Annotated in this window: 18 protein-coding genes; 8 read left to right on the forward strand and 10 right to left on the reverse strand. The window is 59.7% G+C overall.

The window, feature by feature from the left end; all coding sequences use genetic code 11:
* The coding region (locus ACIQY3_RS29750; RefSeq protein WP_403027048.1) for a DNA gyrase subunit A at window positions 1–631 on the reverse strand (631 nt) is incomplete at its 3' end.
* A gap of 434 nt (window positions 632–1,065) precedes the next feature.
* Window positions 1,066–2,142 (reverse strand): S-methyl-5-thioribose-1-phosphate isomerase, encoded by a 1,077-nt coding sequence (gene mtnA, locus ACIQY3_RS29755; protein ID WP_403027051.1) that lies wholly within the window; start codon window positions 2,140–2,142, stop codon window positions 1,066–1,068.
* Window positions 2,143–2,250: 108 nt separating this feature from the next.
* Between mtnA and ACIQY3_RS29760 the strand changes: the two genes are divergently transcribed.
* The 5 genes from ACIQY3_RS29760 to ACIQY3_RS29780 all read left to right on the forward strand — a co-directional run bounded on the left by ACIQY3_RS29760 (window position 2,251) and on the right by ACIQY3_RS29780 (window position 7,213).
* On the forward strand, window positions 2,251–3,585 hold the full coding sequence (locus ACIQY3_RS29760) for a TRZ/ATZ family hydrolase (protein WP_403027053.1): 1,335 nt from the start codon (window positions 2,251–2,253) through the stop codon (window positions 3,583–3,585).
* A gap of 58 nt (window positions 3,586–3,643) precedes the next feature.
* Window positions 3,644–4,342, forward strand: a complete 699-nt coding sequence (gene ubiG, locus ACIQY3_RS29765; RefSeq protein WP_123510127.1) for a bifunctional 2-polyprenyl-6-hydroxyphenol methylase/3-demethylubiquinol 3-O-methyltransferase UbiG — start codon at window positions 3,644–3,646, stop codon at window positions 4,340–4,342.
* Between the two features lie 4 nt (window positions 4,343–4,346).
* A complete protein-coding gene (gene mupP / locus ACIQY3_RS29770; RefSeq protein WP_403027057.1) occupies window positions 4,347–5,018 on the forward strand; it encodes an N-acetylmuramic acid 6-phosphate phosphatase MupP in 672 nt (223 codons plus the stop codon).
* Between the two features lie 152 nt (window positions 5,019–5,170).
* Window positions 5,171–5,911, forward strand: a complete 741-nt coding sequence (locus ACIQY3_RS29775) for a YciK family oxidoreductase (RefSeq protein ID WP_123598539.1) — start codon at window positions 5,171–5,173, stop codon at window positions 5,909–5,911.
* 375 nt (window positions 5,912–6,286) lie between these two features.
* Window positions 6,287–7,213, forward strand: a complete 927-nt coding sequence (locus tag ACIQY3_RS29780; protein WP_403027061.1) for a GGDEF domain-containing protein — start codon at window positions 6,287–6,289, stop codon at window positions 7,211–7,213.
* Between the two features lie 138 nt (window positions 7,214–7,351).
* Here the strand turns inward: ACIQY3_RS29780 and ACIQY3_RS29785 are convergent, their stop codons facing one another.
* Together ACIQY3_RS29785 and ACIQY3_RS29790 are read right to left on the reverse strand one after the other, a co-directional pair.
* Window positions 7,352–8,113, reverse strand: a complete 762-nt coding sequence (locus ACIQY3_RS29785; protein ID WP_403027063.1) for a TenA family transcriptional regulator — start codon at window positions 8,111–8,113, stop codon at window positions 7,352–7,354.
* A gap of 78 nt (window positions 8,114–8,191) precedes the next feature.
* Complete coding sequence (locus ACIQY3_RS29790) at window positions 8,192–10,651, reverse strand: EAL domain-containing protein (protein WP_403027066.1); 2,460 nt, start codon at window positions 10,649–10,651, stop codon at window positions 8,192–8,194.
* Window positions 10,652–10,966: 315 nt separating this feature from the next.
* Between ACIQY3_RS29790 and ACIQY3_RS29795 the strand changes: the two genes are divergently transcribed.
* Window positions 10,967–15,376: a deaminase domain-containing protein gene (locus tag ACIQY3_RS29795; protein ID WP_403027068.1), complete on the forward strand. Its 4,410-nt coding sequence runs from the start codon at window positions 10,967–10,969 to the stop codon at window positions 15,374–15,376.
* 1 nt (window position 15,377) lies between these two features.
* Here the strand turns inward: ACIQY3_RS29795 and ACIQY3_RS29800 are convergent, their stop codons facing one another.
* The 5 genes from ACIQY3_RS29800 to ACIQY3_RS29820 form a co-directional block, all read right to left on the reverse strand.
* Window positions 15,378–17,195 (reverse strand): ABC transporter ATP-binding protein, encoded by a 1,818-nt coding sequence (locus tag ACIQY3_RS29800; protein WP_403027071.1) that lies wholly within the window; start codon window positions 17,193–17,195, stop codon window positions 15,378–15,380.
* A complete protein-coding gene (locus ACIQY3_RS29805) occupies window positions 17,188–17,790 on the reverse strand; it encodes a DsbA family protein (RefSeq protein WP_185076532.1) in 603 nt (200 codons plus the stop codon). The genes ACIQY3_RS29800 and ACIQY3_RS29805 overlap by 8 nt, the downstream gene beginning before the upstream one ends.
* A gap of 40 nt (window positions 17,791–17,830) precedes the next feature.
* Complete coding sequence (locus ACIQY3_RS29810; protein ID WP_403027073.1) at window positions 17,831–18,772, reverse strand: rhodanese-related sulfurtransferase; 942 nt, start codon at window positions 18,770–18,772, stop codon at window positions 17,831–17,833.
* 171 nt (window positions 18,773–18,943) lie between these two features.
* Window positions 18,944–19,243 (reverse strand): BolA family transcriptional regulator, encoded by a 300-nt coding sequence (locus ACIQY3_RS29815; protein ID WP_054051883.1) that lies wholly within the window; start codon window positions 19,241–19,243, stop codon window positions 18,944–18,946.
* Between the two features lie 12 nt (window positions 19,244–19,255).
* Complete coding sequence (locus ACIQY3_RS29820) at window positions 19,256–19,789, reverse strand: DUF2059 domain-containing protein (RefSeq protein ID WP_054051881.1); 534 nt, start codon at window positions 19,787–19,789, stop codon at window positions 19,256–19,258.
* Between the two features lie 192 nt (window positions 19,790–19,981).
* Here ACIQY3_RS29820 and ACIQY3_RS29825 point away from each other — a divergent pair, with 192 nt between their 5' ends.
* Window positions 19,982–21,376, forward strand: a complete 1,395-nt coding sequence (locus tag ACIQY3_RS29825; protein ID WP_403027078.1) for a class II fumarate hydratase — start codon at window positions 19,982–19,984, stop codon at window positions 21,374–21,376.
* Window positions 21,377–21,501: 125 nt separating this feature from the next.
* Here the strand turns inward: ACIQY3_RS29825 and ACIQY3_RS29830 are convergent, their stop codons facing one another.
* Window positions 21,502–22,455, reverse strand: a complete 954-nt coding sequence (locus tag ACIQY3_RS29830; protein WP_403027080.1) for a DMT family transporter — start codon at window positions 22,453–22,455, stop codon at window positions 21,502–21,504.
* Window positions 22,456–22,665: 210 nt separating this feature from the next.
* On the opposite strand from ACIQY3_RS29830, the gene ACIQY3_RS29835 reads away from it, so the two are divergent.
* Window positions 22,666–22,860, forward strand: coding sequence for a DUF6316 family protein (locus ACIQY3_RS29835; protein ID WP_054613892.1), 195 nt, complete (start codon window positions 22,666–22,668; stop codon window positions 22,858–22,860).
* Window positions 22,861–22,928: the final 68 nt, after the last annotated feature.

The following is a 22,928-nucleotide window of genomic DNA, read 5'->3' on the forward strand; positions in this document are numbered from 1 at the left end:
ATTGCATCAGCTCATCGATGGTCAACTCGGGGTTGTCGATGAGGGCCAGGCAACCGTCGATGACTTCACCGAGGTTGTGCGGCGGGATGTTGGTCGCCATGCCCACGGCGATACCGCTGGAGCCGTTGACCAGCAGGTTGGGAATACGGGTCGGCATGACCGCCGGGATCATTTCGGTGCCGTCGTAGTTCGGCACCCAGTCCACGGTTTCTTTATGCAGGTCAGCCAGCAGCTCGTGCGCCAGCTTGGTCATGCGCACTTCGGTGTATCGCATGGCCGCGGCGTTGTCGCCGTCCACCGAACCGAAGTTGCCCTGACCGTCTACCAGCAGGTAGCGCAAGGAGAATGGCTGCGCCATCCGAACGATGGTGTCGTACACCGCGGTATCACCGTGAGGGTGATACTTACCGATCACGTCACCGACAACACGGGCAGATTTCTTGTACGGCTTGTTGAAGTCGTTGCCCAGCTCGCTCATCGCGAACAGCACACGCCGGTGCACGGGCTTCAAGCCATCGCGCGCATCCGGCAGTGCCCGCCCGACAATTACGCTCATCGCGTAGTCGAGGTAGGACTGCTTCAGCTCGTCTTCGATATTGACCGGGAGGATTTCTTTGGCCAGTTCGCCCATGAGAAGCCTGATTCCTTTTTCTGGTGAAACTTCGTCACATCCATTTGGGACGAACGAAGCTCGCCGATGCCGACTGATTGCCATGCACCGACTTACGACAAATCAACGAGTTAAGCCATGGATCTGCGCAGTAAAGACAACCCCGTGGGACTGCCTCGGAAAACGCCGGATGTTATCACAAGAGCCGCCACGCACCTATCCCCCTGATGCGCATGGAGCATAGTTAGTTGACCGGTGACAGGCTTAACGGGGACGAGAGAGGCTTAGAGCCGTGGTGAATGCAGATTTCGGGGCTGGATAAAGGATGTTTGCTGCTTGGAGGGCCCCTTCGCGAGCAAGCCCGCTCCCACATTTGACCGAGTTATCCAGTCAGACACCGTCAAGTGTGGGAGCGAGCCTGCTCGCGAAAGCGATTTATCCGACAACACGAATCGTCAATGCAGACGCTTACGGCACATCAATTGCGCCATTTTCGCGGTATCCGGGCGCTCGACAATGCCCTTCTCGGTGACGATCGCATCGATCAAGTCCGCCGGCGTCACGTCGAATACCGGGTTGAAGGCCTCGACATCCGCCCCGACCCGCTTGCCGCCAACGCTCAGCAACTCGCTGCCGTCGCGCTCTTCGATGGGAATGTCGTCGCCACTGGCCAGGTTCATGTCGATGGTCGAACTCGGCGCCACCACCATAAAACGTACGCCGTGGTGCATGGCGCTCACCGCCAACTGGTAAGTGCCGATTTTGTTGGCCACGTCGCCATTGGCGGTGATCCGGTCGGCGCCGACGATCACCCAGGTAATGCCTTTGGTCTTCATGATGTGCGCGGCGGCGGAGTCGGCATTGAGGGTCACGGGAATGCCTTCATTGGCCAGTTCCCACGCGGTCAGCCGCGAACCTTGCAACCAAGGCCGGGTTTCATCGGCGTAGACACGCTCGACCATGCCTTCAATAAAGGCGCCACGAATCACCCCCAGCGCTGTGCCGAAACCGCCAGTGGCGAGGGCGCCGGTGTTGCAGTGGGTCAGGATCGCCTGGGCATTGCCCTGATGCTTGCGGATCAGGTCCACGCCCAACTGGGCCATGGTCAGGTTGGCTTCACGATCACTTTCGTGGATGGCAATGGCTTCAGCCTCCAGAGCCGCCAGAGGGTCTGCATCGCCCTTGAGACGGTCCAGGCGATCACGCATGCGACTCAAGGCCCAGAACAGATTCACCGCCGTCGGACGGGAATCGGCCAACAACGCGTAATCTTCTTCCCACGCGGCTTGCCAGTCATCGCCCTCGGCAATCCGGGCACGGGCTGACAGCACCATGGCATACGCGGCACTGATGCCGATCGCCGGCGCACCGCGCACCACCATCGAGCGAATGGCCTCGGCCACCCCAGCGGCGCTGGTGTAGGCAATCCAGGTTTCCTCGAACGGCAAAATACGCTGATCCAGCAGGTACAGGGCGCCATCACGCCAATCGATGGCCTTAACTTTCTCTGCAGCCAATAGTCGATCGCGCATCCTTCACCCCGCACTCATGAACAAAAGCCGCCGATTATAGCGATCCCCCCGCGAAGACGCTCGGGTATACTTCGCCATCCTTTACAAAAGCACTGGAACCGATCTTCGATGCCGAAACCTGCCGTTGCGCTCGACTTATTATTGCTGCCGACCTGGCTGGTACCCGTCGAACCCGCTGGCGTGGTTCTCAAAGAGCACGGCCTGGGCATCCGCGACGGTCGCATCGTGTTTATCGGCCCGCGTGCCGAAGCGCTGAAGTGTAACGCGACCGAAGTCCGCGAGCTCCCGGATGTTCTGCTCAGCCCTGGCCTGGTCAACGCCCACGGCCACGCGGCGATGACGCTGTTCCGCGGCCTGGCCGATGATCTGCCGTTGATGACCTGGCTGGAAAACCACATCTGGCCGGCCGAGGCCAAGTGGGTTGATGAAGATTTTGTGCGCGATGGCACGGACCTGGCGATCGCCGAACAGCTGAAAGGCGGCATCACCTGCTTCTCTGACATGTATTTCTTCCCGAAGGTTGCCAGCGAACGCGTGCATAACAGCGGCATTCGCGCGCAAATCGCGATTCCAATTCTCGATTTCCCGATTCCGGGCGCCGCCACGGCGGATGACGCCATTCGTCAGGGCGTCGAATTGTTCGGCGATTTGAAGCACCACGAGCGCATCAAAATCACCTTCGGCCCCCACGCACCGTACACCGTGGGCGACGAAAACCTGGAGAAAATCCGGGTGATCGCCGAAGAGCTGGACGCAGCAATCCACATGCACGTCCACGAAACCGCTTTCGAAGTACAGCAAGCGGTCGAGCAACGCGGCGAACGCCCGTTGGCGCGCCTCGGGCGTTTGGGCTTGCTCGGGCCGCGCTTCCAGGCGGTTCACATGACCCAGATCAGCGATGAAGACCTGGCGTTGCTGGTAGAAAGCAACACCAATGTGATTCATTGCCCGGAATCAAACCTGAAACTGGCCAGCGGTTTCTGCCCGGTGGAGCGCCTGTGGCAGGCCGGGGTGAACGTCGCCGTCGGCACCGATGGCGCGGCCAGCAACAATGACCTGGATCTGCTCGGCGAAACCCGAACCGCCGCATTGCTCGCCAAGGCTGTTGCCGGCTCCGCCACGGCGCTGGACGCTCATCGTGCCTTGCGCATGGCCACGCTCAATGGTGCCCGTGCGCTGGGCATCGAGGCTGAAACCGGCTCGCTGGAAATCGGCAAGGCTGCAGACATCGTCGCCTTCGACCTGTCCGGCCTGGCCCAGCAACCGATCTACGACCCGGTTTCGCAACTGATCTACGCCACCGGCCGCGACTGTGTGAAACACGTTTGGGTCGCCGGCAAGCAACTGCTCGACGACAAGCGCCTGACGCGCCTGGATGAAGCACAACTGTGCGCCACGGCCAAGGCCTGGGGCCAGCGCATCAGTGGCCACACCGAATCGTAAGCACCCCGGACTCAACGCCGGGGCAACAGGATTTTTCAAGTTTTAGAGGACTTACACCATGAGCAACGTCGACTACGCCGAAATCGCCAAATTCGAAGCCCTGGCCCATCGCTGGTGGGACCGCGAAAGCGAGTTCAAACCCTTGCACGACATCAACCCGCTGCGGGTCAACTGGATTGACGAGCGGGTCAACCTGGCCGGCAAGAAAGTCCTCGACGTCGGTTGCGGCGGCGGCATCCTCAGCGAAGCCATGGCCCAGCGCGGCGCCACCGTCATGGGCATCGACATGGGCGAAGCGCCGCTGGCGGTCGCGCAGTTGCATCAACTGGAATCCGGCGTGAGCGTCGAATACCGCCAGATCACCGCCGAAGCCCTGGCCGAAGAAATGCCTGAGCAATTCGACGTAGTCACCTGCCTGGAAATGCTCGAACACGTACCAGACCCGTCCTCTGTCATCCGCGCCTGCTTCCAGATGGTCAAGCCGGGCGGCCAGGTGTTTTTCTCCACGATCAACCGCAACCCGAAGGCGTACCTGTTCGCCATCATCGGTGCCGAATACATCATGAAGTTGCTGCCTCGCGGCACCCATGACTTCAAGAAGTTCATCCGCCCGTCCGAGCTGGGTGCCTGGAGCCGCATGGCCGGCCTGACCGTCAAGGACATCATCGGATTGACCTACAACCCGCTGACCAAGCACTACAAACTGGCGGCCGACGTGGACGTCAACTACATGATCCAGACCCTGCGCGAGGAGTAAGCCGATGCGAATCAGAGCAGTCCTTTTCGACATGGACGGCACCCTGCTCGACACAGCGCCGGACTTTATTGCCATCTGCCAGGCGATGCGCGCCGATCGCGGCTTGCCGCCGATGAACGACAAGCACATTCGCGACGAGATTTCCGGCGGCGCCAAGGCAATGGTCGCGGTGACGTTCTCCATGGACCCGGAATCGCCAGGTTTTGAGGAACTGCGCCTGGAGTTCCTGGAGCGCTACCTCAAGGATTGCGCGGTTCACAGCAAACTCTTTGACGGCATGGGCGAGCTGCTGGCCGACATCGAGAAGGCCAACCTGATCTGGGGCGTGGTGACCAACAAGCCGTTGCGCTTCGCCGAACCGATCATGCAGCAGCTAGGGCTTGCCGAGCGCTCGGCGCTGCTGATCTGCCCGGACCACGTCAAGAACAGCAAACCGGACCCGGAGCCGTTGATCCTGGCGTGCAAGATGCTCGACCTGGACCCGGCCAGCGTGTTGTTTGTCGGTGATGACTTGCGGGATATCGAGTCGGGTCGCGATGCCGGCACCAGGACTGCCGCCGTGACTTACGGTTACATCCATCCGGACGACAACCCGCGGCATTGGGGCGCGGATGTGGTGGTGGATCATCCGCTGGAGTTGCGCAAGGTGTTGGATAGCGCGTTGTGTAGTTGCTAAGAATCGATTTTCCAATCCTGATTTCGGGCTGTCGGCGCTGACGCCTTCGCGAGCAAGCCCGCTCCCACATGGATTTCGCTGTACCTGTGGGAGCGGGCTTGCTCGCGAATGGCCACGCCGCGGTCTGCACTCTGATTTGTTGAGGTTTTTTTATGTTTGATTACTCCGCCCGCCCTGAATTGCTCAAGGGCCGGGTCATCCTGGTCACCGGCGCTGGCCGTGGCATCGGCGCTGCCGCCGCGAAAACCTACGCCGCCCACGGCGCCACCGTGCTGTTGCTGGGCAAGACCGAAGCCAACCTGACTCAGGTCTACGACGAAATCGAAGCGGCCGGGCACCCACAACCCGCCGTGATCCCGTTCAACCTGGAAACCGCCCTGCCCCATCAATACGATGAGTTGGCGGCGATGATCGAGACCGAGTTCGGCCATCTCGACGGGTTGCTGCACAACGCCTCGATCATTGGTCCGCGTACGCCGATCGAGCAGTTGTCCGGCGAAAACTTCATGCGCGTCATGCACGTCAACGTCAACGCCATGTTCATGCTCACCAGCACCCTGCTGCCGCTGCTCAAGCTGTCCCAGGACGCGTCGGTGGTGTTCACCTCCAGCAGCGTCGGGCGCAAGGGCCGGGCGTACTGGGGTGCCTACGGGGTTTCCAAGTTTGCCACCGAAGGGCTGATGCAAACCCTGGCCGATGAAGTCGACACCGTGGCACCGGTGCGCTCCAACAGCATCAACCCCGGCGCAACCCGCACCAGCATGCGCGCCCAGGCGTATCCGGGTGAAAACCCGCTGAACAACCCGACGCCCGAGGAGATCATGCCGGTTTACCTGTACCTGATGGGCCCGGACAGCACGGGCATCAATGGCCAGGCGTTCAACGCCCAGTAACGCCCGCACGTCGCTTTTGTGCCGCGGCAATTATCCGTCGCGGCACGTGGCAACCGCTGCAACTTCTGCCCTTTCCAGTCAAACAAATGCCGCGACATTCAGCGGCATTTTCAGAAAACCGCTCTAATCCAATGATTTAGAACGGCTTTTATCCGAATGAACCGAATGGCACGACTTTCGCTCTAATTTTGTTCAGACACGCAGTGTGACAGCAGCTGGCGGTGGCGCCTGAGTCGATAGGTTACTTATCTTCGGCAAAGCGGACTAAACTCGTACCAAATGTCCTACGGGACTGATGGACCAGTATGACGCGCAGCCCAAAGCCGCTCTCACCCAGCCTGTAAGACAGCCTTACTGCTTAGGGGCTCACGCCATATGAAATCACCTTCCCAGACCAACGCAATTGACTTCGATAGCGCCAAATTGCAACGCCTGGGCTTTGGTCAGCAGCCTCCTCTCCTGGAGCGGCCGGTCAGTCTCGCGCAATTGCGCCAGCAACTGGGCCTGCAACTGCAAACCAGTCTTGAGCCGCAACGCATTCTCGGGCTCTTTTTCCGCGAAATTCAGCGCCTCGTGCCTCTGGATGCCTTGAGCTACCAGCACAAGACCAGTGACTTGCGCCTGGAATTCGGTCAGCGCGGTCATCATTCGGTCAGCTACAGCCTGAGCCATGAAGGTGAACATCTGGGTGATTTGGTGTTCCGCCGCAATCAGCGTTTCAACGAACAGGAACAGGGCAATCTGGAGTCGCTGCTGTCGGCGCTGCTGTATCCGATGCGCAATGCCCTGCTCTACCGCGCCGCGACCCAAAGTGCCTTGCGTGACCCGCTCACCGACACTGGCAACCGTGTCGCCATGGACCAGACCCTGCAACGGGAAATCGAGATGTCACGGCGGCATTTGCAGCCCTTGTCGTTGCTGATGCTGGACATCGACCATTTCAAGGACGTCAACGACAGCCATGGCCACAGCGCCGGCGATGAAGTGCTCAAGACGGTTGCCGCCTCGATCAAGGGCCAGTTGCGCAACGTGGACATGGTGTTCCGGTTTGGTGGCGAGGAGTTTTTGATCCTGCTGTCCAACACCAGCCGGGAAGCCGCGGCATTGGTTGGCGAACGCCTGCGACTTGCCGCCCAGGCCCAGGAATATCGCGCCGATGGCCAGAGTATCGAGTTGACGGTCAGCCTCGGTTGCTCGACCTTGCTGCCCGGCGAATCCGCCGAGAGCCTGTTGCGTCGGGCCGACAGCGCGTTGTACGTGGCCAAGCGCGAGGGACGTAATCGCCTGGCGATGGCGGGCTGAGATTTCACCGACAGCACAAAACAATGTGGGAGCGGGCTTGCTCGCGAAGATGGACTGACAGTCACCATTTAAGTCGACTGATCAACCGCTTTCGCGAGCAAGCCCGCTCCCACATTTGGTTTATGTTGCCTTCAGGGCTCAGCTCTCGACCAACACCATCCGCTCGCGAGCTACCGGCGCCCGTTCCGCGTGTTCCTGCTGCATGCAGCGCTCCAGGAACAGGAACATGTAGTCGTAGCTCTTGCACACGGCCTGGCGCAATTCCACTTGCAGGGATTTGCTCGGGTTCGTGCCGGCGAGGGTGCAGATGATTTCCAGCGCTTCCCACGGGTGGGCATCGTCGTACTGGGCGTGCATCTTCAGCCACTTCATCGCGCGCTTGCGATCTTCCTCGGGGAAGGCCGCCGCGTAGACGCCACTGGAACACACCAGCGCCGACCACTCCCCGGTCGCGCCCTCGATGGCGTAGTTGGTCGCCGCGATGGCCACAATCAGCGAATCCGCCGAACTCGTGTGCCAGCACCAATGACTCAACGCATGCAGCTCAGGGGCGACTTGTTGCGCTTGCAGATCTTCCAGGCTGACACCGTGAGCCCGGCTCCAGTGCACCCAGTAATCGGCGTGGTTGAGTTCGACACGAATGTTACGCATCAGCCAGCGGCGCGCCATGTCTTCGCCGGGGTGGCGGGCAAAGCGGGTCTTGGTGAGGTTTTGTGCCATATACAACGCGAACTGCTCGACCACCGGCCAGCCCCCTATCAGGTACTGACGCATGGTCTTTGCGCTGAGTTTGTTATCTCGCATGCGCTGATACAGTTCGTGTTCGACAACCCGGCGCTTACTCTCGCTGCAATCCTGGATCAGTTGCTGAGCCCAGGCGGGATAACTTGCAGCTTCCATGAGTGGTCCGGTTCGGTTGAATGTGTCGATCACTGTTCGGCTCCTTTTGATTTGTGATTGTAAGATCAGCAAGAGATTTCAACGGAACGTGCCAGGCGCCTTGAATAACAGAGGCTGCGGTCTGGCGGGACGACTTTGCAAGCTGTCGCAGGTAAACAATTGCGGGCGTTCAATCACATACCCTTGAGCGTAATCCACACCGATTTCGAGCAATGCCTGCTCGATCTGGGGTGTCTCGACAAACTCGGCAATGGTGCGCTTACCCATGACATGACCGATGTGGTTAATCACCTCGACCATAGCGCGGTTAATCGGGTCGTCCAGCATATCCTTTACGAAACTCCCGTCGATCTTCAAGAAGTCTACAGGTAAATGTTTCAAGTAAGCGAACGAGGACATTCCGGCGCAAAAGTCATCAAGTGAGAAGTGGCAACCTAAACCTTTGAGTTCATTAATAAATCTGATTGCACTTCCCAAATTCGAAATAGCGCTGGTTTCTGTAATTTCAAAACAAATCATTTCAGGAGGAATAGAGTAAGTAACAAACTGTTCACGCAAGAAGTCCAGGAACGCCTCATCTCCGATAGTAATACCTGACAGATTAATCGCACACATGGCTAACGGACCTTTGCGCTGTTCGCCAATACATTGCGCGATGATTTTGAATACATTCTCCACAACCCAGCGATCCAGCGACGTCATCAAGCCATAACGCTCGGCGGCCGGAATGAAACTGTCGGGCAAGATCATCCGCCCGGCCTCGTCATGCAGGCGCAGCAGTATTTCGATGTGCCCGCCGCCGTGCTCGACATGCCCCAACGGCGCGATTTCCTGGGCATACAGACAGAAGCGGTTTTCTTCCAGGGCCATATGCAAACGTTGCACCCAGGCCATTTCGCCGAAACGCAGGGACAGTTCCGAATCGTCGGCATGGTAGACCTGCACCCGGTTGCGCCCCTTCTCCTTGGCCATGTAACAGGCCATATCGGCGGCGCGTAGCGAGGACTCGAGGGTGGTCGGGGTTTGCGCAACGTGCACCAGGCCGATGCTGACGGTGGTCAGGAACGGCCGGCCCTTCCACACAAAGTGCAGATTTTGCACGGTCTGGCGCAGCACCTCGGCGATTTTTTCCGCATGCTCCGGCGCGCAGTTCTCCAACAGGATGCCGAATTCATCGCCGCCGAGCCTAGCCAGGGTGTCGCCTTCGCGCAGGCCGGATTGCAGCAGCGCGCAGATATGCCGCAGCAACTCATCCCCCGCCGCATGGCCGCAGGTGTCGTTGACCAGTTTGAACTGGTCCAAGTCGAGGAACATCAAGGCGTGACGCCCCGGCTGGCGCGTCAGGTTGTGCAGCGCCTGCTCGAGGCGATATTCGAATTCCCGGCGGTTGGCCAGCCCGGTCAAGGCGTCGTGGGTGGCCTGCCAGGACAGGTTGGCGATGTATTGCCGTTCCTGGGTCATGTCATGCAGTACCAGCACGGTGCCGCTGACCTTGCCGGCATTGCGGATCGGCGCGCCGACCAGGGTCACTGACACGGTGCTGCCGTCCAGGCGCTGGATCAGCTTGGAATGCTCGCTGCCGCCACTGAGCTGGCCACTCAGAATGTGTTCGATCAAGGTGAAGCCGTCGGCCTGGGCGTTCTCGTCCAGCAGATTGAACAGCGCCGCCAGCGGCAACCCGGTGGCCTGTTCGGCTTTCCAGTGGGTCATGGCCTCGGCAGCGGGGTTCATGTAAGCAATCGCCCCTTCGACATCCGTGGTGATCACGCCATCGCCAATCGACTGCAAGGTAATCTGCGCCCGGTCCTTCTCCAGTTGCAGGGCTTCGGCGAAGGCATGGCGCTGCTTGAGCAGCTTGTGGGTGCGCAGCAACGCCAGGACGATCAGCCCCAGCGCCGTCGCCAGGTTGGTCACCAGCAACAGCCGCAGAATGACCCGCGAGCCCTCCCCCAGCGCATCGCTGAACGCCTTCGCCGCCGGGGTTACGCCGTCGTTGATCGCAAAGATCTGATCCTTCCAGCGCTTGATATCGGCCGAGGTGGCCTGATTATCGACCACGTTTTGGTGCATCTCCCGGGCGACGTCATCGAGTTGCACCAGGTAAGCGTCGCCCACGGTCCAGCGGTCGATGGCTTTTTCCAGATAACTGAAGTGCCGGAAATTGAGATACAGCCAGATCAGGCTGGCGACGTCGTCCGGATGGTTGCCGCCCTTGAGAATCCCCACCCGCGCGGCTTCGAGATCCGGAGGTTGCTTGTCCAGGGCCACGCGCAATTCATGCCCGCCCTGAGGCACGGCAATCGCGTTCTGGTATTTGAGGAAGATCGCCTCGTCGCGATTGTCGGCGTAGAGGTTGAGGTAATAGATGGCGTCTTTCTGGCCCTTTGACCACAGGCTTTCACCGGCCACATAGCCGCGCACTGCCGACAGCACATAGAGGCTGACGCCGCCAAGCAACGCTTGAAACAGCACGACGGCGATAAACGGCCAGACGATGCCCAACAATCGTGGCGTTCCGAGAGTCCGTTTTGGCTTCATGAGGTCCCTTGCATAGGCGCTGCCCTGATCATCATCCAGATCCCGCCACTCCCGCAAGACTAGGAGGCGATCCCTTTCCCTGCAAGGGGCGGGACGTACACCCGGCGAAGATGCATCGTCCCAGCATAGAGCAACAACGTGACCTGCGCCGTCATTGACCGTTAACAGGTGCCCGTGCCGACTAGTGACTAGTCGTTTGTATATATATGCACCGCACTTGCTCATTGCCGACTCGCTTAACTGGAGGCCGGTCCTGCCCTTGCTTACATCAAGCAAGTGCAGGTTAAGCGAGCAACTTTGCGAAGAGCATCATTTATGTCAGCTGAACTACCCGACACCGCAGCAACATCAAATCCCACCTATGCGCAACGACATCAAGGGCTGCTGGAAGACTACGACTTATTGCTGTCGTCCATGCGCTCCCCGCAACAAACCAGCGACACGTTATTGCGACCCAGTCGCTTTTCACCCCTTGATCTGGACCTTCAAATAGTTCGCCAGAATGGCCTGCTTCCCCTTGATCAAATGGCGCGCTATTACGGCATTGCACCGTGGGATCCGCAAAACCCGACCCAACATCAATCGGTCATCGACGCACTCGAAGAAAAACGCGCCAGCCATTCCCTGGAACTTGAAAATGGCCTGGAGATTGACGAACTACAGCGCCCAGGCAGTTTGAAAGAACGCAAAGCCTACGACGCCATGCGCAAAAGCGTTCCGCACCTGGAGGACACACTGACGTTTGAGCGCTATCGAGCCAAACGGACCAATACGCTGATTATCGAGACAGTACGGAATTTTTTACCGCCACAGACCTCATTGATCGGCTACTTGGGCGACGGGTTTGACGCCAAGGTTACGTTTGCAAAGGTACGCGCCAAACCAACCGTCTACCTGGAAAAACTGTTGAACTCGCCCAGGGCCCAGACCCTCGCTGACCTGTTGATCAAGGCGCTGGACTGGTACGGCGCCCAACCCGGGGAGCAGACGTCGCCCGCCATACGCACCAAACTGGTGTCCCGGGCCATCCGCCTTTATCTCCAAGCCCCCTCCAGCGAGGTGCCGCAAGAAATCGCCGGTTATGACTGGCAGCAATCCGCACATTGGGGCAAGAGTTACCAGGCGATCCACCGTGAATTCGAATCCCACCTGCTCAGCACCCGACGCGTTGCGACTGCCAACGAAGCCGTCATTCTCGCCCGCCTTTACCAAACGCAGCTGACGAAGGATTTTGCGGTACGTGACGTGCCCGCCGAACTGCCGTACCGCAGTTCCGTGGTGTGGGTGAACTTCATGCACGGCGTCTTGCTCTGCGCAGCCATGGAACCGGGCTGGCGCCAACGCCAGACATTCCAGCAACTGGTCAACCTGCCGCTGGCGCTATCGACCGATGCCTCTGCCGATGAACTGGAGGCCATCGCGCTTGCACGCCTGGTCCCGACCCTCCAATGGGCCGTGACCCAGGGCATTGTCCCTGATCGAGCCGACCTGGATTACAGTCAGGATGAACTCGAACGCGCCACCAAGGCGCTCGATGCTCACACCCAGGACCTGCAAAAAGCCATTGTTGAACTGGACGTTCCCCCGCCCGAAAGACTGAAGATGGCCAAGGAAGAGATGGCCAAGCTGTTCGGAAGCGAAAACTTCATCAGCGATGGACGCAAATTAGTCAAATGGGACAACACCCGCCCGGCTGGCGGTTTTCGCAGCACACCGCTGCTGGATAATCCTCGCGTTCAAGCTTTCACCTTTCTGGATATATACGCCGGCGGAAAATTCGACGACGGCCAGAAGTGGGTAATGACCGGCAGCGATGGCAAATCCAAAACCAACCGAGTATTCCGTTTGGGGAATAATCGCGAATTGTTGTCATCGGTGACGACCAACCAGACTTACTTCGATCGAGACGAAATTTTTATATACGGCTACAGAGCCAGGGTAATACCCGATGTAAACAACCTGTTCAACTCGGCATTCGACAGTCACATTGCCGCCATCAAACGGGCCTATGAATCACTGATCATCAGCCAACTTGCCTCTCTGCCACTGGCCGACCGTCAGCTCTTCAAGCTTGGAAAACTCAGATTACTGGCACTGAGAAAGGAAACGGAAAACCTGAGAGCAGCAGAAGAAACCGATGACATCCTCCGGCAGATGACCGCACGGATGGGGTTTCTGATCCAGATCATCCACGAGCGAAAAACCTACTTCTACGAACTGTTTCCTCGGGCCGGCACGATTCGCCGACGCCCGGACTTGACCCTCGACATGCCCGGCGCCGTTCGAACAACAGCAGAGTTCGAAGGCTGGTTCTTCGGCGAAACATTTGATGCCCCGGTTCTAAGGGGTAAAACACTGCCGCTGGATTGGTCAGCCTATGCAAACGGTTCGGCGCCAAAAGAGGGGGCAAGCTGCCGCGCCATTCTCGAGCAACGAGGAGCGACCCTGCTCGCGCCCGACGCCAGCGTCGACCCAGACACCTCCGGATGGTCGCGTTACAGGGAAATAGCCCAACTCGTTTCATCTAATCACCTTTATGTCGATGAAAAACAATTGCATACCGACGCGCGCGGCAGAACGGCATTCGACGATATTCAAAGTGCTTTCGAAAGCAAACTCGACACCGTCAAATCCTTCATTCCGTTCTGGGGCAGCCTTGAGGATCTGATGTCTGGAGATACGGACCGAACCTACAGTGGATTACTTGGGCTCATGATGGACCTGGCCACGTTTGCCTTGCCCATCGGGAAATTCGTTTCCGGCTCGCTCAGGCTCGTCAAGTTGGCCCGCGTCGCCAGTGTGACCGGGCAGTTGAGCAGCAAAGCCGCCCTCCCTTCATTCGCTACCCTGACCCGTAAACTACTGGTGTCGACCGTACAAAACCTCAACCCGCTGGACGGCATACCGACCCTGCTTGCATCACTCGGCAAAGGCGTCTTGTGGCTCGGTAAACTTGGGGTCCGCAAAGTCAGGACACTGGCCGGGATATCCGGTCAGTACAGTTTTACCCAGGGTTTTACCCAAGCCACCACACCCGGTCGGTGGATGCCGCTGAATAATGGTGATCAGTTGGCCACCATCAAGGGAATCGACGACGTACCGATCCGCGAAATCCCCAACGCCGACTCGCCCCGACACTTTCTGGTCGATCCTTTATCCTCCCTGCCCTATGGACCACGACTGGCCACCCGGAGGAGGGATTTTTCCCCCGGCAGATCGTCGTTCGCCCCACTGGAAAACAACCACAGCCACGTCATTGTGGAACTCCCCGAAAACGCCCGAGTGCTTGAAGTGCTTGAGGTTGACGGCCGAACCACCCTGCTCATCGACGACGTACCGTATCGCCTGGACGGGGACACGCTGCGCAGAGCGGATTCCGCTGACACCCTCAAGGCGTTGCCTTGCAGGATACGTCGCGCGCCCGGCGCGGAGGTTTGCCAGACCCGCTATGTCACCCGCAGCCTGGCCCCTACGCCCGACGTTGGTCTGTTCGATGACAGCAAAGGCTGGGCGCCCTGGTTCGGCGACAGCATCTACACCCCCGCCGCCCACCGGGCGGCGATGGAAAGCAGCAAGATCGCCACTCACCCGTCCCTCCACGCCACGATGGAGTTTCAAAAAGGGATTTATGGCCGGGCCAAAGTCAGCATCCCTGTGGCGGGGGAAGAGCTGATGGATACCTTCGATGTCGGCACCGCCATCGTCGAAGCCATGGACGGATCGAAACACTACCTGTTCACCCGCCTCAACGCCGGGGACTTCTACGTTGCCGAAGTGGCCAAGGGGCAAAGCGTGCGCGATGCGTTGACCTTCAAAAAGGCCTCCACCCTTCCCGACGAGGTGCGCAAGGAATTACAGGTGGTTTACACCGGCTCCCTCAACGCCAATAACACCGTGCGCATCCATGGCGTCGAGGCTGTTGAGCGCGCCTTGAAGACTATGGAGGACATCGCCATCCCGATTGGTAGCCATGCCAATCCACCCGAAACCCTCAAGTGGTTGAAGGTCGACACCAGTCCGGGTGAAGCGGCGATGTTCGATCATTCGACGCGGATGATCATCAGCAAACTGCCGGAGGGCGCGACGTCGTGGTCACGCAGCAAGGACGCGCCCGAGGCCTTGCGCCAAAGGACGGCGGAGATTTTCGATACGCTGTTTTTGCAAACCGTCATTACCCCGAAGAACGCCAGCAGCGCTTTGAAAATCGACGAGACGATGAAAAAACTGCACAAATTGCTCCCCTATCGATTGCGCCAGCACAACGTGCGCAACATCGCCTATGCCGAAGTCGTTACCGCGACCGGGAAACGCGAGGTCTACGTCAGTGTTTCCGGCGCACAGGGCGCTACCGGGCATCTCCCGCTGTTCAAGCACAATCAGGGGATGGCCGAAATCACCGTGGGAGAAACGACCTACTTCAATATCGACCATAAGGCCTCGTTTCCCAGCACGTCGCTCAATGTCACTGCCGAGGGCAAGCTGCTCGCCGTGCCGCGCACCATCGACAACATCGAAACCTATCGCCCGGAGCTGACCAGCCGCCCGACATCACTGGACAGTGAAAGCAAACTGATCAGCGTGATTCGCAAGAAATACCCGGATCGCGAGTCGATGAAATCGGTGGACGTCGCCACGACGATGCCGCCGTGTGATTCCTGCTCGGTGGTGATGAAAGAGTTCGCCTACGACGGCGGGGAAAACGCGCTGCAAGTCCTGTGGAAATGACCTACAGCTGCTGCAAATGCCCATAAAGCTTGGCGTACAAACCACCATCGGCAATCAATTGCTGATGGTCGCCGTCCTCGGCGATGCGCCCGCCATCGAACACCAGCACACGGTCGGCCTGCTTCACCGCTGACAGTCGGTGGGCAATGATCAGGGTGGTGCGCTCGCTGAGGAAACGCGCCAATGCCTCGTGCAGGTTGTATTCGGTGGCGGCATCCAGCGCCGAGGTGGCTTCGTCGAGGATCACCACTTTGGGCTGGGCCAGGACCATCCGCGCAATGGCCAGCCGTTGACGCTGGCCACCGGACAAACGCACACCGGAACGACCGACCACACTGTCCAGACCCTGGGGCAAGCCGCGCACCGTGCCATCGAGTTGGGCGATTTCCAGGGCCTGCCAACAGGCTTCGTCGCTGCGTTCGCGGCCCATGGTCAGGTTGGCGCGGATGGTGTCGTTAAACAGCGCCGGATGCTGCAGCACCACGGCGACATTTTCCCGCACCGTTTCCAGACCGATCTCTTCTTGCGTCGCACCACCGAAACGAATGGTCCCGGCCAGCGGCGTGTACAAGCCCAGCAGCAACTGCACCAGGGTGCTTTTACCGCCACCGCTGGCGCCGACGATCGCGACTTTTTCACCGGGGGCGATGCTCAGGTTCATCTGGTCCAGCACCAGCTCATCGCCATAACTGAAACTCAGGCCCTGAACGTCGATGCCCACGGTGTTACGACCCTGGAACGGATCGACACCGCCGGGGTATTGCGGCTCATCGGCACGGGCCAGCAATTCGTTAATCCGCGACAGCGCGCCACCGGCGGCGTAGTAGGCGTATTGCAGATTCAGCAGCTGTTCGACAGGGCCGATCATGAACCACAGGTAGCTGAACACTGCGAGCATCTGGCCGATGGACAGGTCGGAAAACAGCACGGTGAGCATCGCGGCGGCGCGGAAAATATCGATGCCAAACTGGAACAGCAAACCGCTGGCCCGGTTCGACGCGTCGGTTTTCCATTGCGAGTTCACCGCGTAATCCCGCACTTCCCGGGCGCGTTGGCCGAGCCGTCCGAGGAAAAAACCCTGGCGGTTGCCGGCGCGCACTTCCTGGATCGAATCCAAGGTTTCGGTCAGCGCCTGGGTGAAACGCGAGGTGCTGTCGTTCTCCAGCTTCTTCAGGTGCTTGACCCGTTTGCCCAACTGCACCGTGGCGTAGATCACCAGCGGGTTGAACAGCATGATCAGCAGCGCGAGTTTCCAGTGCATCCACACCAGAATGCTCGCGGTGCCGACCAGGGTCAGCATCGCCACGAGGAAACGGCTGAGGGTTTCGCCGACAAACTTGTCGAGGGTGTCCAGGTCGGTGACCAGGTGCGTGGTCACCGTGCCGCTGCCCAGGCTTTCGTATTCGCCAAGGGAGATGCGCTTGAGCCGTTCGATCAGCCGCACGCGAATCCGATAGACGATGTCCTTGGCCAGCGCCGCAAACAACTTCGCCTGGACCACGTTGAACAACAACGCGCCACAGCGCAGGACGAAGGTCACCAGCAACATCAGGCCGATGTAGCCGGCGGCTTTCTGCCAGGTATCGGGCAGTGCGTGGTTCATGATTTTCAGCGCGGAATCGCCGTGGCCCAGCAGCACTTCGTCCACCAGCAACGGCAACAGCAACGGGATCGGCACACTGCACAGGGTCGCCAGCACGGCCACGCCGTTGGCGATCCACAGGGATTTTTTGTGATGCAGGGCCAGTCGGCGGATTTCCGCCCAGCTCAGTCGATCGACACGCGGGGAAGCGGGTGCATCGTCGGGCAGATCATGCACAGGCAGCGCGCTCCAGCCAGCGGCCGAGCAGCGGTGACAGGACACTCAGGGGTTGATAGCCGTTGGTCAGCAACGCCAGTTGCCCATCGCGCTCGGCCAGCAAGGTCGGGAACCCGGCGATGCCGAGGTCCTGGACCCAGGTGAAATCGGCGGCGGTGGCGGCGTGCTGATCGGCACGGTCGAACGCGGCGGCGAACTCGATACGCGGCAAACCGGCCTGCTCCGCCAACTCCACCAGCACGCTGGCGTGGGTGACGTCGCGACCTTCAGCATAGAACGCGTGCTGAATCAGCCCGAGCAGTTTCCACGCGCAATCCGGCGCCAGACTGCGCGCCGTCACCAGTGCCCGGCAGGCGGGTTCGGTGTCGTAGACGAAGCCGTCGGGCAACGCGCCTTCGCGCTTGAACGGCTGGCCGGTAGCCTCGGTGACCGCTTGCCAATGCTCAAGAATGTAGCGTCGGGTGGTCGGCTCCAGCGCCGAGCCACTGCCGGTGCGCAAACCGCCCACCACCAGATGCAATTCCACGCCCGCCGCCTGTGCCTGCTCGACCAGCGCTTCAGCCACCGGTGCGAAGCCCCAGCACCAGGAACACATCGGGTCCATCACATAGAGCAGGCGGCGAGCAGACATGGATTCAAGCCTCGGAAGGGGTTTGCTTGTAGTTGTAACCGATCGGGTGCGGCAAGTTGCGCGCCTTGGCCAGTTCGATCTGCTTCTGCCGGTCGATGGCGCTGCGACGGGTTTTCTCGCTCAGCTTATCCCAGCAATGCGGGCAACTGATGCCGGCCACGTAGTGCTCGGATGCGCGGTCTTCGACGCTGATCGGTGTACGACAGGCATGACATTGATCGTAGTCGCCTTCGCTCAAATCGTGGCGCACGGTCACGCGGTTGTCGAACACGAAGCAGTCGCCCTGCCACTTAGTTTCTTCCTGCGGCACCTCTTCGAGGTACTTCAGGATGCCGCCCTTGAGGTGATAGACCTCGTCGAAGCCCTGGCTGAGCATGTAGCTCGAAGCCTTTTCGCAGCGAATGCCGCCGGTGCAGAACATCGCGACTTTCTTGTGCACGGCCGGGTCGAAGTGTTCTTTGATGTAGTCGGGGAATTCGCGAAAACTGGTGGTTTTCGGATCGATGGCGCCTTCGAAGGTGCCGATCGCGACTTCGTAGTCGTTGCGGGTGTCGATCAGCAGCACTTCCGGGTCGCTGATCAGCGCATTCCAGTTCTGTGGATCGACGTAAGTGCCGACGGCTTTGTTCGGATCCACGCCTTCGACGCCGAGGGTGACGATTTCTTTCTTCAGCTTGACCTTGGTGCGATAGAACGGCTGGTCGTCGCAGTACGATTCTTTGTGGTCGATATCGTCCATGCGCGGGTCGTTCTTGAGCCAGGCCATCAGCCCGTCAATGCCTTCGCGGCTGCCGGACACGGTGCCGTTGATGCCTTCTTCGGCAATCAGCAGCGTGCCTTTGATGCCGTTGTCGACCATCGCTTGCAGCAATGGCTCACGCATCTCGACGTAGTTTTCCAGGGTGACGAACTTATACAGTGCCGCCACGACAATCTGTTGTGTCATGGGTGATTCTCCAGGTGGCTACCCTCGTAAGGGGTGAACCGGATGCGAAAAAAAACGCGCCGGGTTAGCGGCGCGTTGCGGATTCTAGCAAAAAAGATCGCAGCCTGCGGCAGCTCCTACAGGAGAACGCATTCCCCTGTAGGAGCTGCCGAAGGCTGCGATCCTTTGATCTTAATGTTTGCTGCCGCCAGCACAGGTCGGTGAGGCCGGAGCCGCATCCATCTGTGCCCATTCCTCAGGCGTGTAGGTATGCAGCGCCAACGCATGAAACTCGCCCATCAGCTCGCCGAGCGTGCCGTAGACCTTCTGGTGACGCTTGACGCGATTGAGCCCTTCAAACTGCTGGCTGACCACCACGGCCTTGAAGTGGGTTTGCAACCCACGACTGTGCATATGGCTTTCATCCAGCACTTGCAGGTGCTCGGGCTGCAACAGCCCCAGCGTCGATTCGATGCGTTGTTGCATGGTCATACCCGACTCCGCTTAAGGCTTTTTCTTGGCAGGAGCAGGTGCGGCAGCGGCAGCTTTCGGATCCAGCTCGTTGGTCATGTCAGCCAACAGCTTGTTGACAACTGGCACGGCGCTTTCGAGTTTGGCCTGGGTCATCTGGGCCGATTGCTGGGTCAGCTGCGGCATTTTTTCCAGGACTTTCTTGCCCAGCGGCGACTGGTAGAACGCAACCAGGTCTTTGAGCTCGGATTCGCTGAAGTTGGTGGTGTACAGCTTGACCATGTCAGGTTTCAGCTTGTTCCAGCCAATGGCTTGGTCCAGAGCGGCGTTGGCCTTGGCCTGGTAGGTTTCCAGCAGGGCTTTTTTCGATTCAGGGGCTTTGGTCTGTTCAAAGCGCTGAGCGAACATTTGCTGCACTTGCATGTACACCGGAGTGCCCAATTTGTCAGCGTGCGCCAGGGTCAGGAAAGCTTCGGCACTGGCGTTGTGGCTGGCGGTATCGGCAAAAACCTGGCCGCTGGCGCAAACCAGTGCAACCGCGGTACAGATGGCACGAAGACGAGTCATCGAGTTTCCTTTTCTAGCAGGCGAGGTAAAACCCCAAGGGCGACCATTCTGCGCCTAAAAAACGTCATGGCTCAACCCCTGCCCCTTACAGGGCCTGATTTGCAGGGCTGAGCGGTCAAAAAACAGACTGATGGAACCACATCGGCCGAACACGGCCTAAACTGCGCAATCAGACATTCAGGAGTGTGACCGATGAGCCGTATCGAAACCGACAGCCTTGGTGAAGTGGACGTCCCGGATGAGGCCTACTGGGGCGCGCAGACCCAACGTTCGCTGATCAACTTCGCCATCGGTCAGGAACGTATGCCCCTGGCGGTCCTGCATGCACTGGCGTTGATCAAGAAGGCCGCGGCCCGGGTCAATGACCGCAATGGCGACGTGCCGGCGGACATCGCCCGGCTGATCGAGCAAGCCGCCGACGAAGTGCTCGACGGCAGCCATGACGACCAGTTCCCGCTGGTGGTGTGGCAAACCGGCAGCGGCACCCAAAGCAACATGAACGTCAACGAAGTGATCGCCGGTCGCGCCAACGAACTGGCCGGCAACCCCCGGGGCGGCAAGTCGCCGGTGCACCCCAACGATCATGTGAATCGCTCCCAGAGTTCCAACGATTGCTTCCCCACCGCCATGCACATCGCCACCGTCCAGGCGGTGCAGCAACAATTGCTACCGGCGATCAGTGAATTGTCTGGCGGGCTGGCCGAGCTGTCGGCGCGGCACATGAAACTGGTCAAGACCGGCCGCACGCATATGATGGATGCGACGCCGATCACCTTTGGCCAGGAGCTGTCGGCGTTTATCGCGCAACTGGATTACGCCGAACGGGCGATCCGCAGCGCGTTGCCGCAGGTCTGTGAACTGGCCCAGGGCGGCACGGCGGTGGGCACCGGGCTCAACTCGCCCCACGGGTTTGGTGAAGCGATTGCCGCCGAACTGGCTGCGCTCTCCGGTTTGCCGTTCGTCACCGCGCCGAACAAATTTGCCGCCCTCGCCGGCCATGAGCCGTTGACCACCCTGTCCGGCGCGCTGAAAACCCTGGCCGTGACCCTGATGAAAATCGCCAACGACTTGCGTTTGCTCGGCTCCGGGCCCCGCGCCGGGTTCGCTGAAGTGAAGCTACCGGCCAACGAACCCGGCAGTTCGATCATGCCCGGCAAGGTCAACCCGACCCAGTGTGAAGCGTTGTCGATGCTCGCCTGCCAGGTGATGGGCAATGACGTGGCGATCGGTTTTGCCGCGAGCCAGGGTCACCTGCAATTGAACGTGTTCAAACCGGTGATCATCCACAACCTGCTGCAATCGATTCGCCTGCTGGCTGATGGTTGCAGCAACTTCCAGCAGCATTGCATCGCCGGGCTGGAACCGGATGCCGAGAAAATGGCGGAACACCTGGAACGGGGTCTGATGCTGGTGACTGCGTTGAATCCGCACATTGGCTATGACAAGTCGGCGGAGATTGCCAAGAAAGCGTATTCCGAAGGGCTGACTTTGCGTGAAGCGGCGCTGCAGTTGGGTTACCTGACCGATGAGCAGTTTGATGCGTGGGTGCGGCCGGAGAATATGCTGGAGGCTGGGGCCAAGGGCTGAGCACCTGAACTGATCGCTCCCACGCTCTGCGTGGGAATGTCTCACTGGACAATCTGCGTCCGCTTCGAAAGGGACGCGGAGCGTCCCGGGCTGCATTCCCACGCAGAGCGTAGGAACGATCATTTTCAGGCCATCCGAATCCGCCGAGCCTTGAGCCCCGCCATCAACGACGGCCCCAACGCCACCAGCGCCGACCCCAGCACCACCAGCACCGCCCCGCCATAACCCAGGCCATTGATGGTCTCGGCATGCACGTATTCCGGCCATGCCCACGCCGCCACGGCCACCGCGACAAACGTTACCAACGGCGTAATAGCCAACGTCGCACTGACCCGCGAAGCCTCCCAATGCGCCAGCGCTTCGGCAAACGCGCCGTAGGCAATCAACGTGTTCATGCAGCACGCCAGCAGCAGCCAGCCTTGTCGCGGACTCAGACTCAATGCTTCCAGCGGATGCACCCACGGCGTCAGCAACAGCGCGCAGAACAGGTAGATCACCATCATCACCTGCAACGAATTCCACACCGTCAGCAATTGTTTCTGCCCGAGGGCATAGAAGGTCCAGACCGTGGACGCCGCCAGCACCATCAACACGCCGGCGGTGTAATCGGTCAGGGACGTGAGTAATTCGGCCAAACGCTGATTGAAAAACAGCCCGAAGCCGATCAGCAGCACCAACAGGCCAATCCCCTGCCCGACGCTGAAGCGCTCCTTGAACACAAACAGACTGGCGATCAGCAACATGATCGGCCCCATCTGCACCACCAGTTGCGCAGTACCGGGGCTGAGCAGGTTCAGGCCCATGAGGTACAACACGTAGTTGCCCACCAGCCCGAGCACCGCCATCAGCACCAGCCAGCCACCCTTGGGGCCGAGCACTTTGCGGGTTGGCAGGCGCTTGGTCGCCGCCAGGTACAGGAACAGGCAGCCGCCGGATACCAGCAGGCGAAACCAGGTCACCGTCACCGGGTCCATCACCGCCAGCACTTGCTTGAGTTTGATCGGCAAAATGCCCCACAGCAGCGCTGTCAGCAACGCCAGGAACAGACCGTACACCCAGCGACCCGATGAAATATGCATGCCGACCCCAAAGCCAAGTGACGAGAATCGACATTCTAGGCTCGGCGCCGTTTGGCACACAGGGACAGTTGCGGGTTAGCCGCGAATGAAACTGTGCAGGTCGCAACGCTAAATTGACGAAGTGCCGTCGATCAGGTCGCCAGGCGCCGCAAGTACTTCAGGCATAAGCTCATTGGATCCGCAATCAGGACCTACCCTCAGGAGATCGCCATGTACGGCATGCGCGCCCAGGACAACGCCCCCGCCACGCACTTTCGCAGTGACCGGATGTGTCGTGTGAATGGGGAGTTGTATTTCAGCACCCGGGAAAACACCCTCGAGGGTCCGTTTGACAACCCTGAGGCGGCGGCGCGGGAGATTCAGGCGTATATCGAGCGGATGCAGCTTCAGAGCAAAAACAGGTAGACCGAGTCGCTGCCTTCGCGAGCAGGCTCGCTCCCACAGGGATCTGATGAGCGCCATAGATCCAATGT

The sequence above is a fragment of the Pseudomonas sp. NPDC096950 genome (assembly GCF_044762525.1).
Lineage (GTDB): Bacteria > Pseudomonadota > Gammaproteobacteria > Pseudomonadales > Pseudomonadaceae > Aquipseudomonas.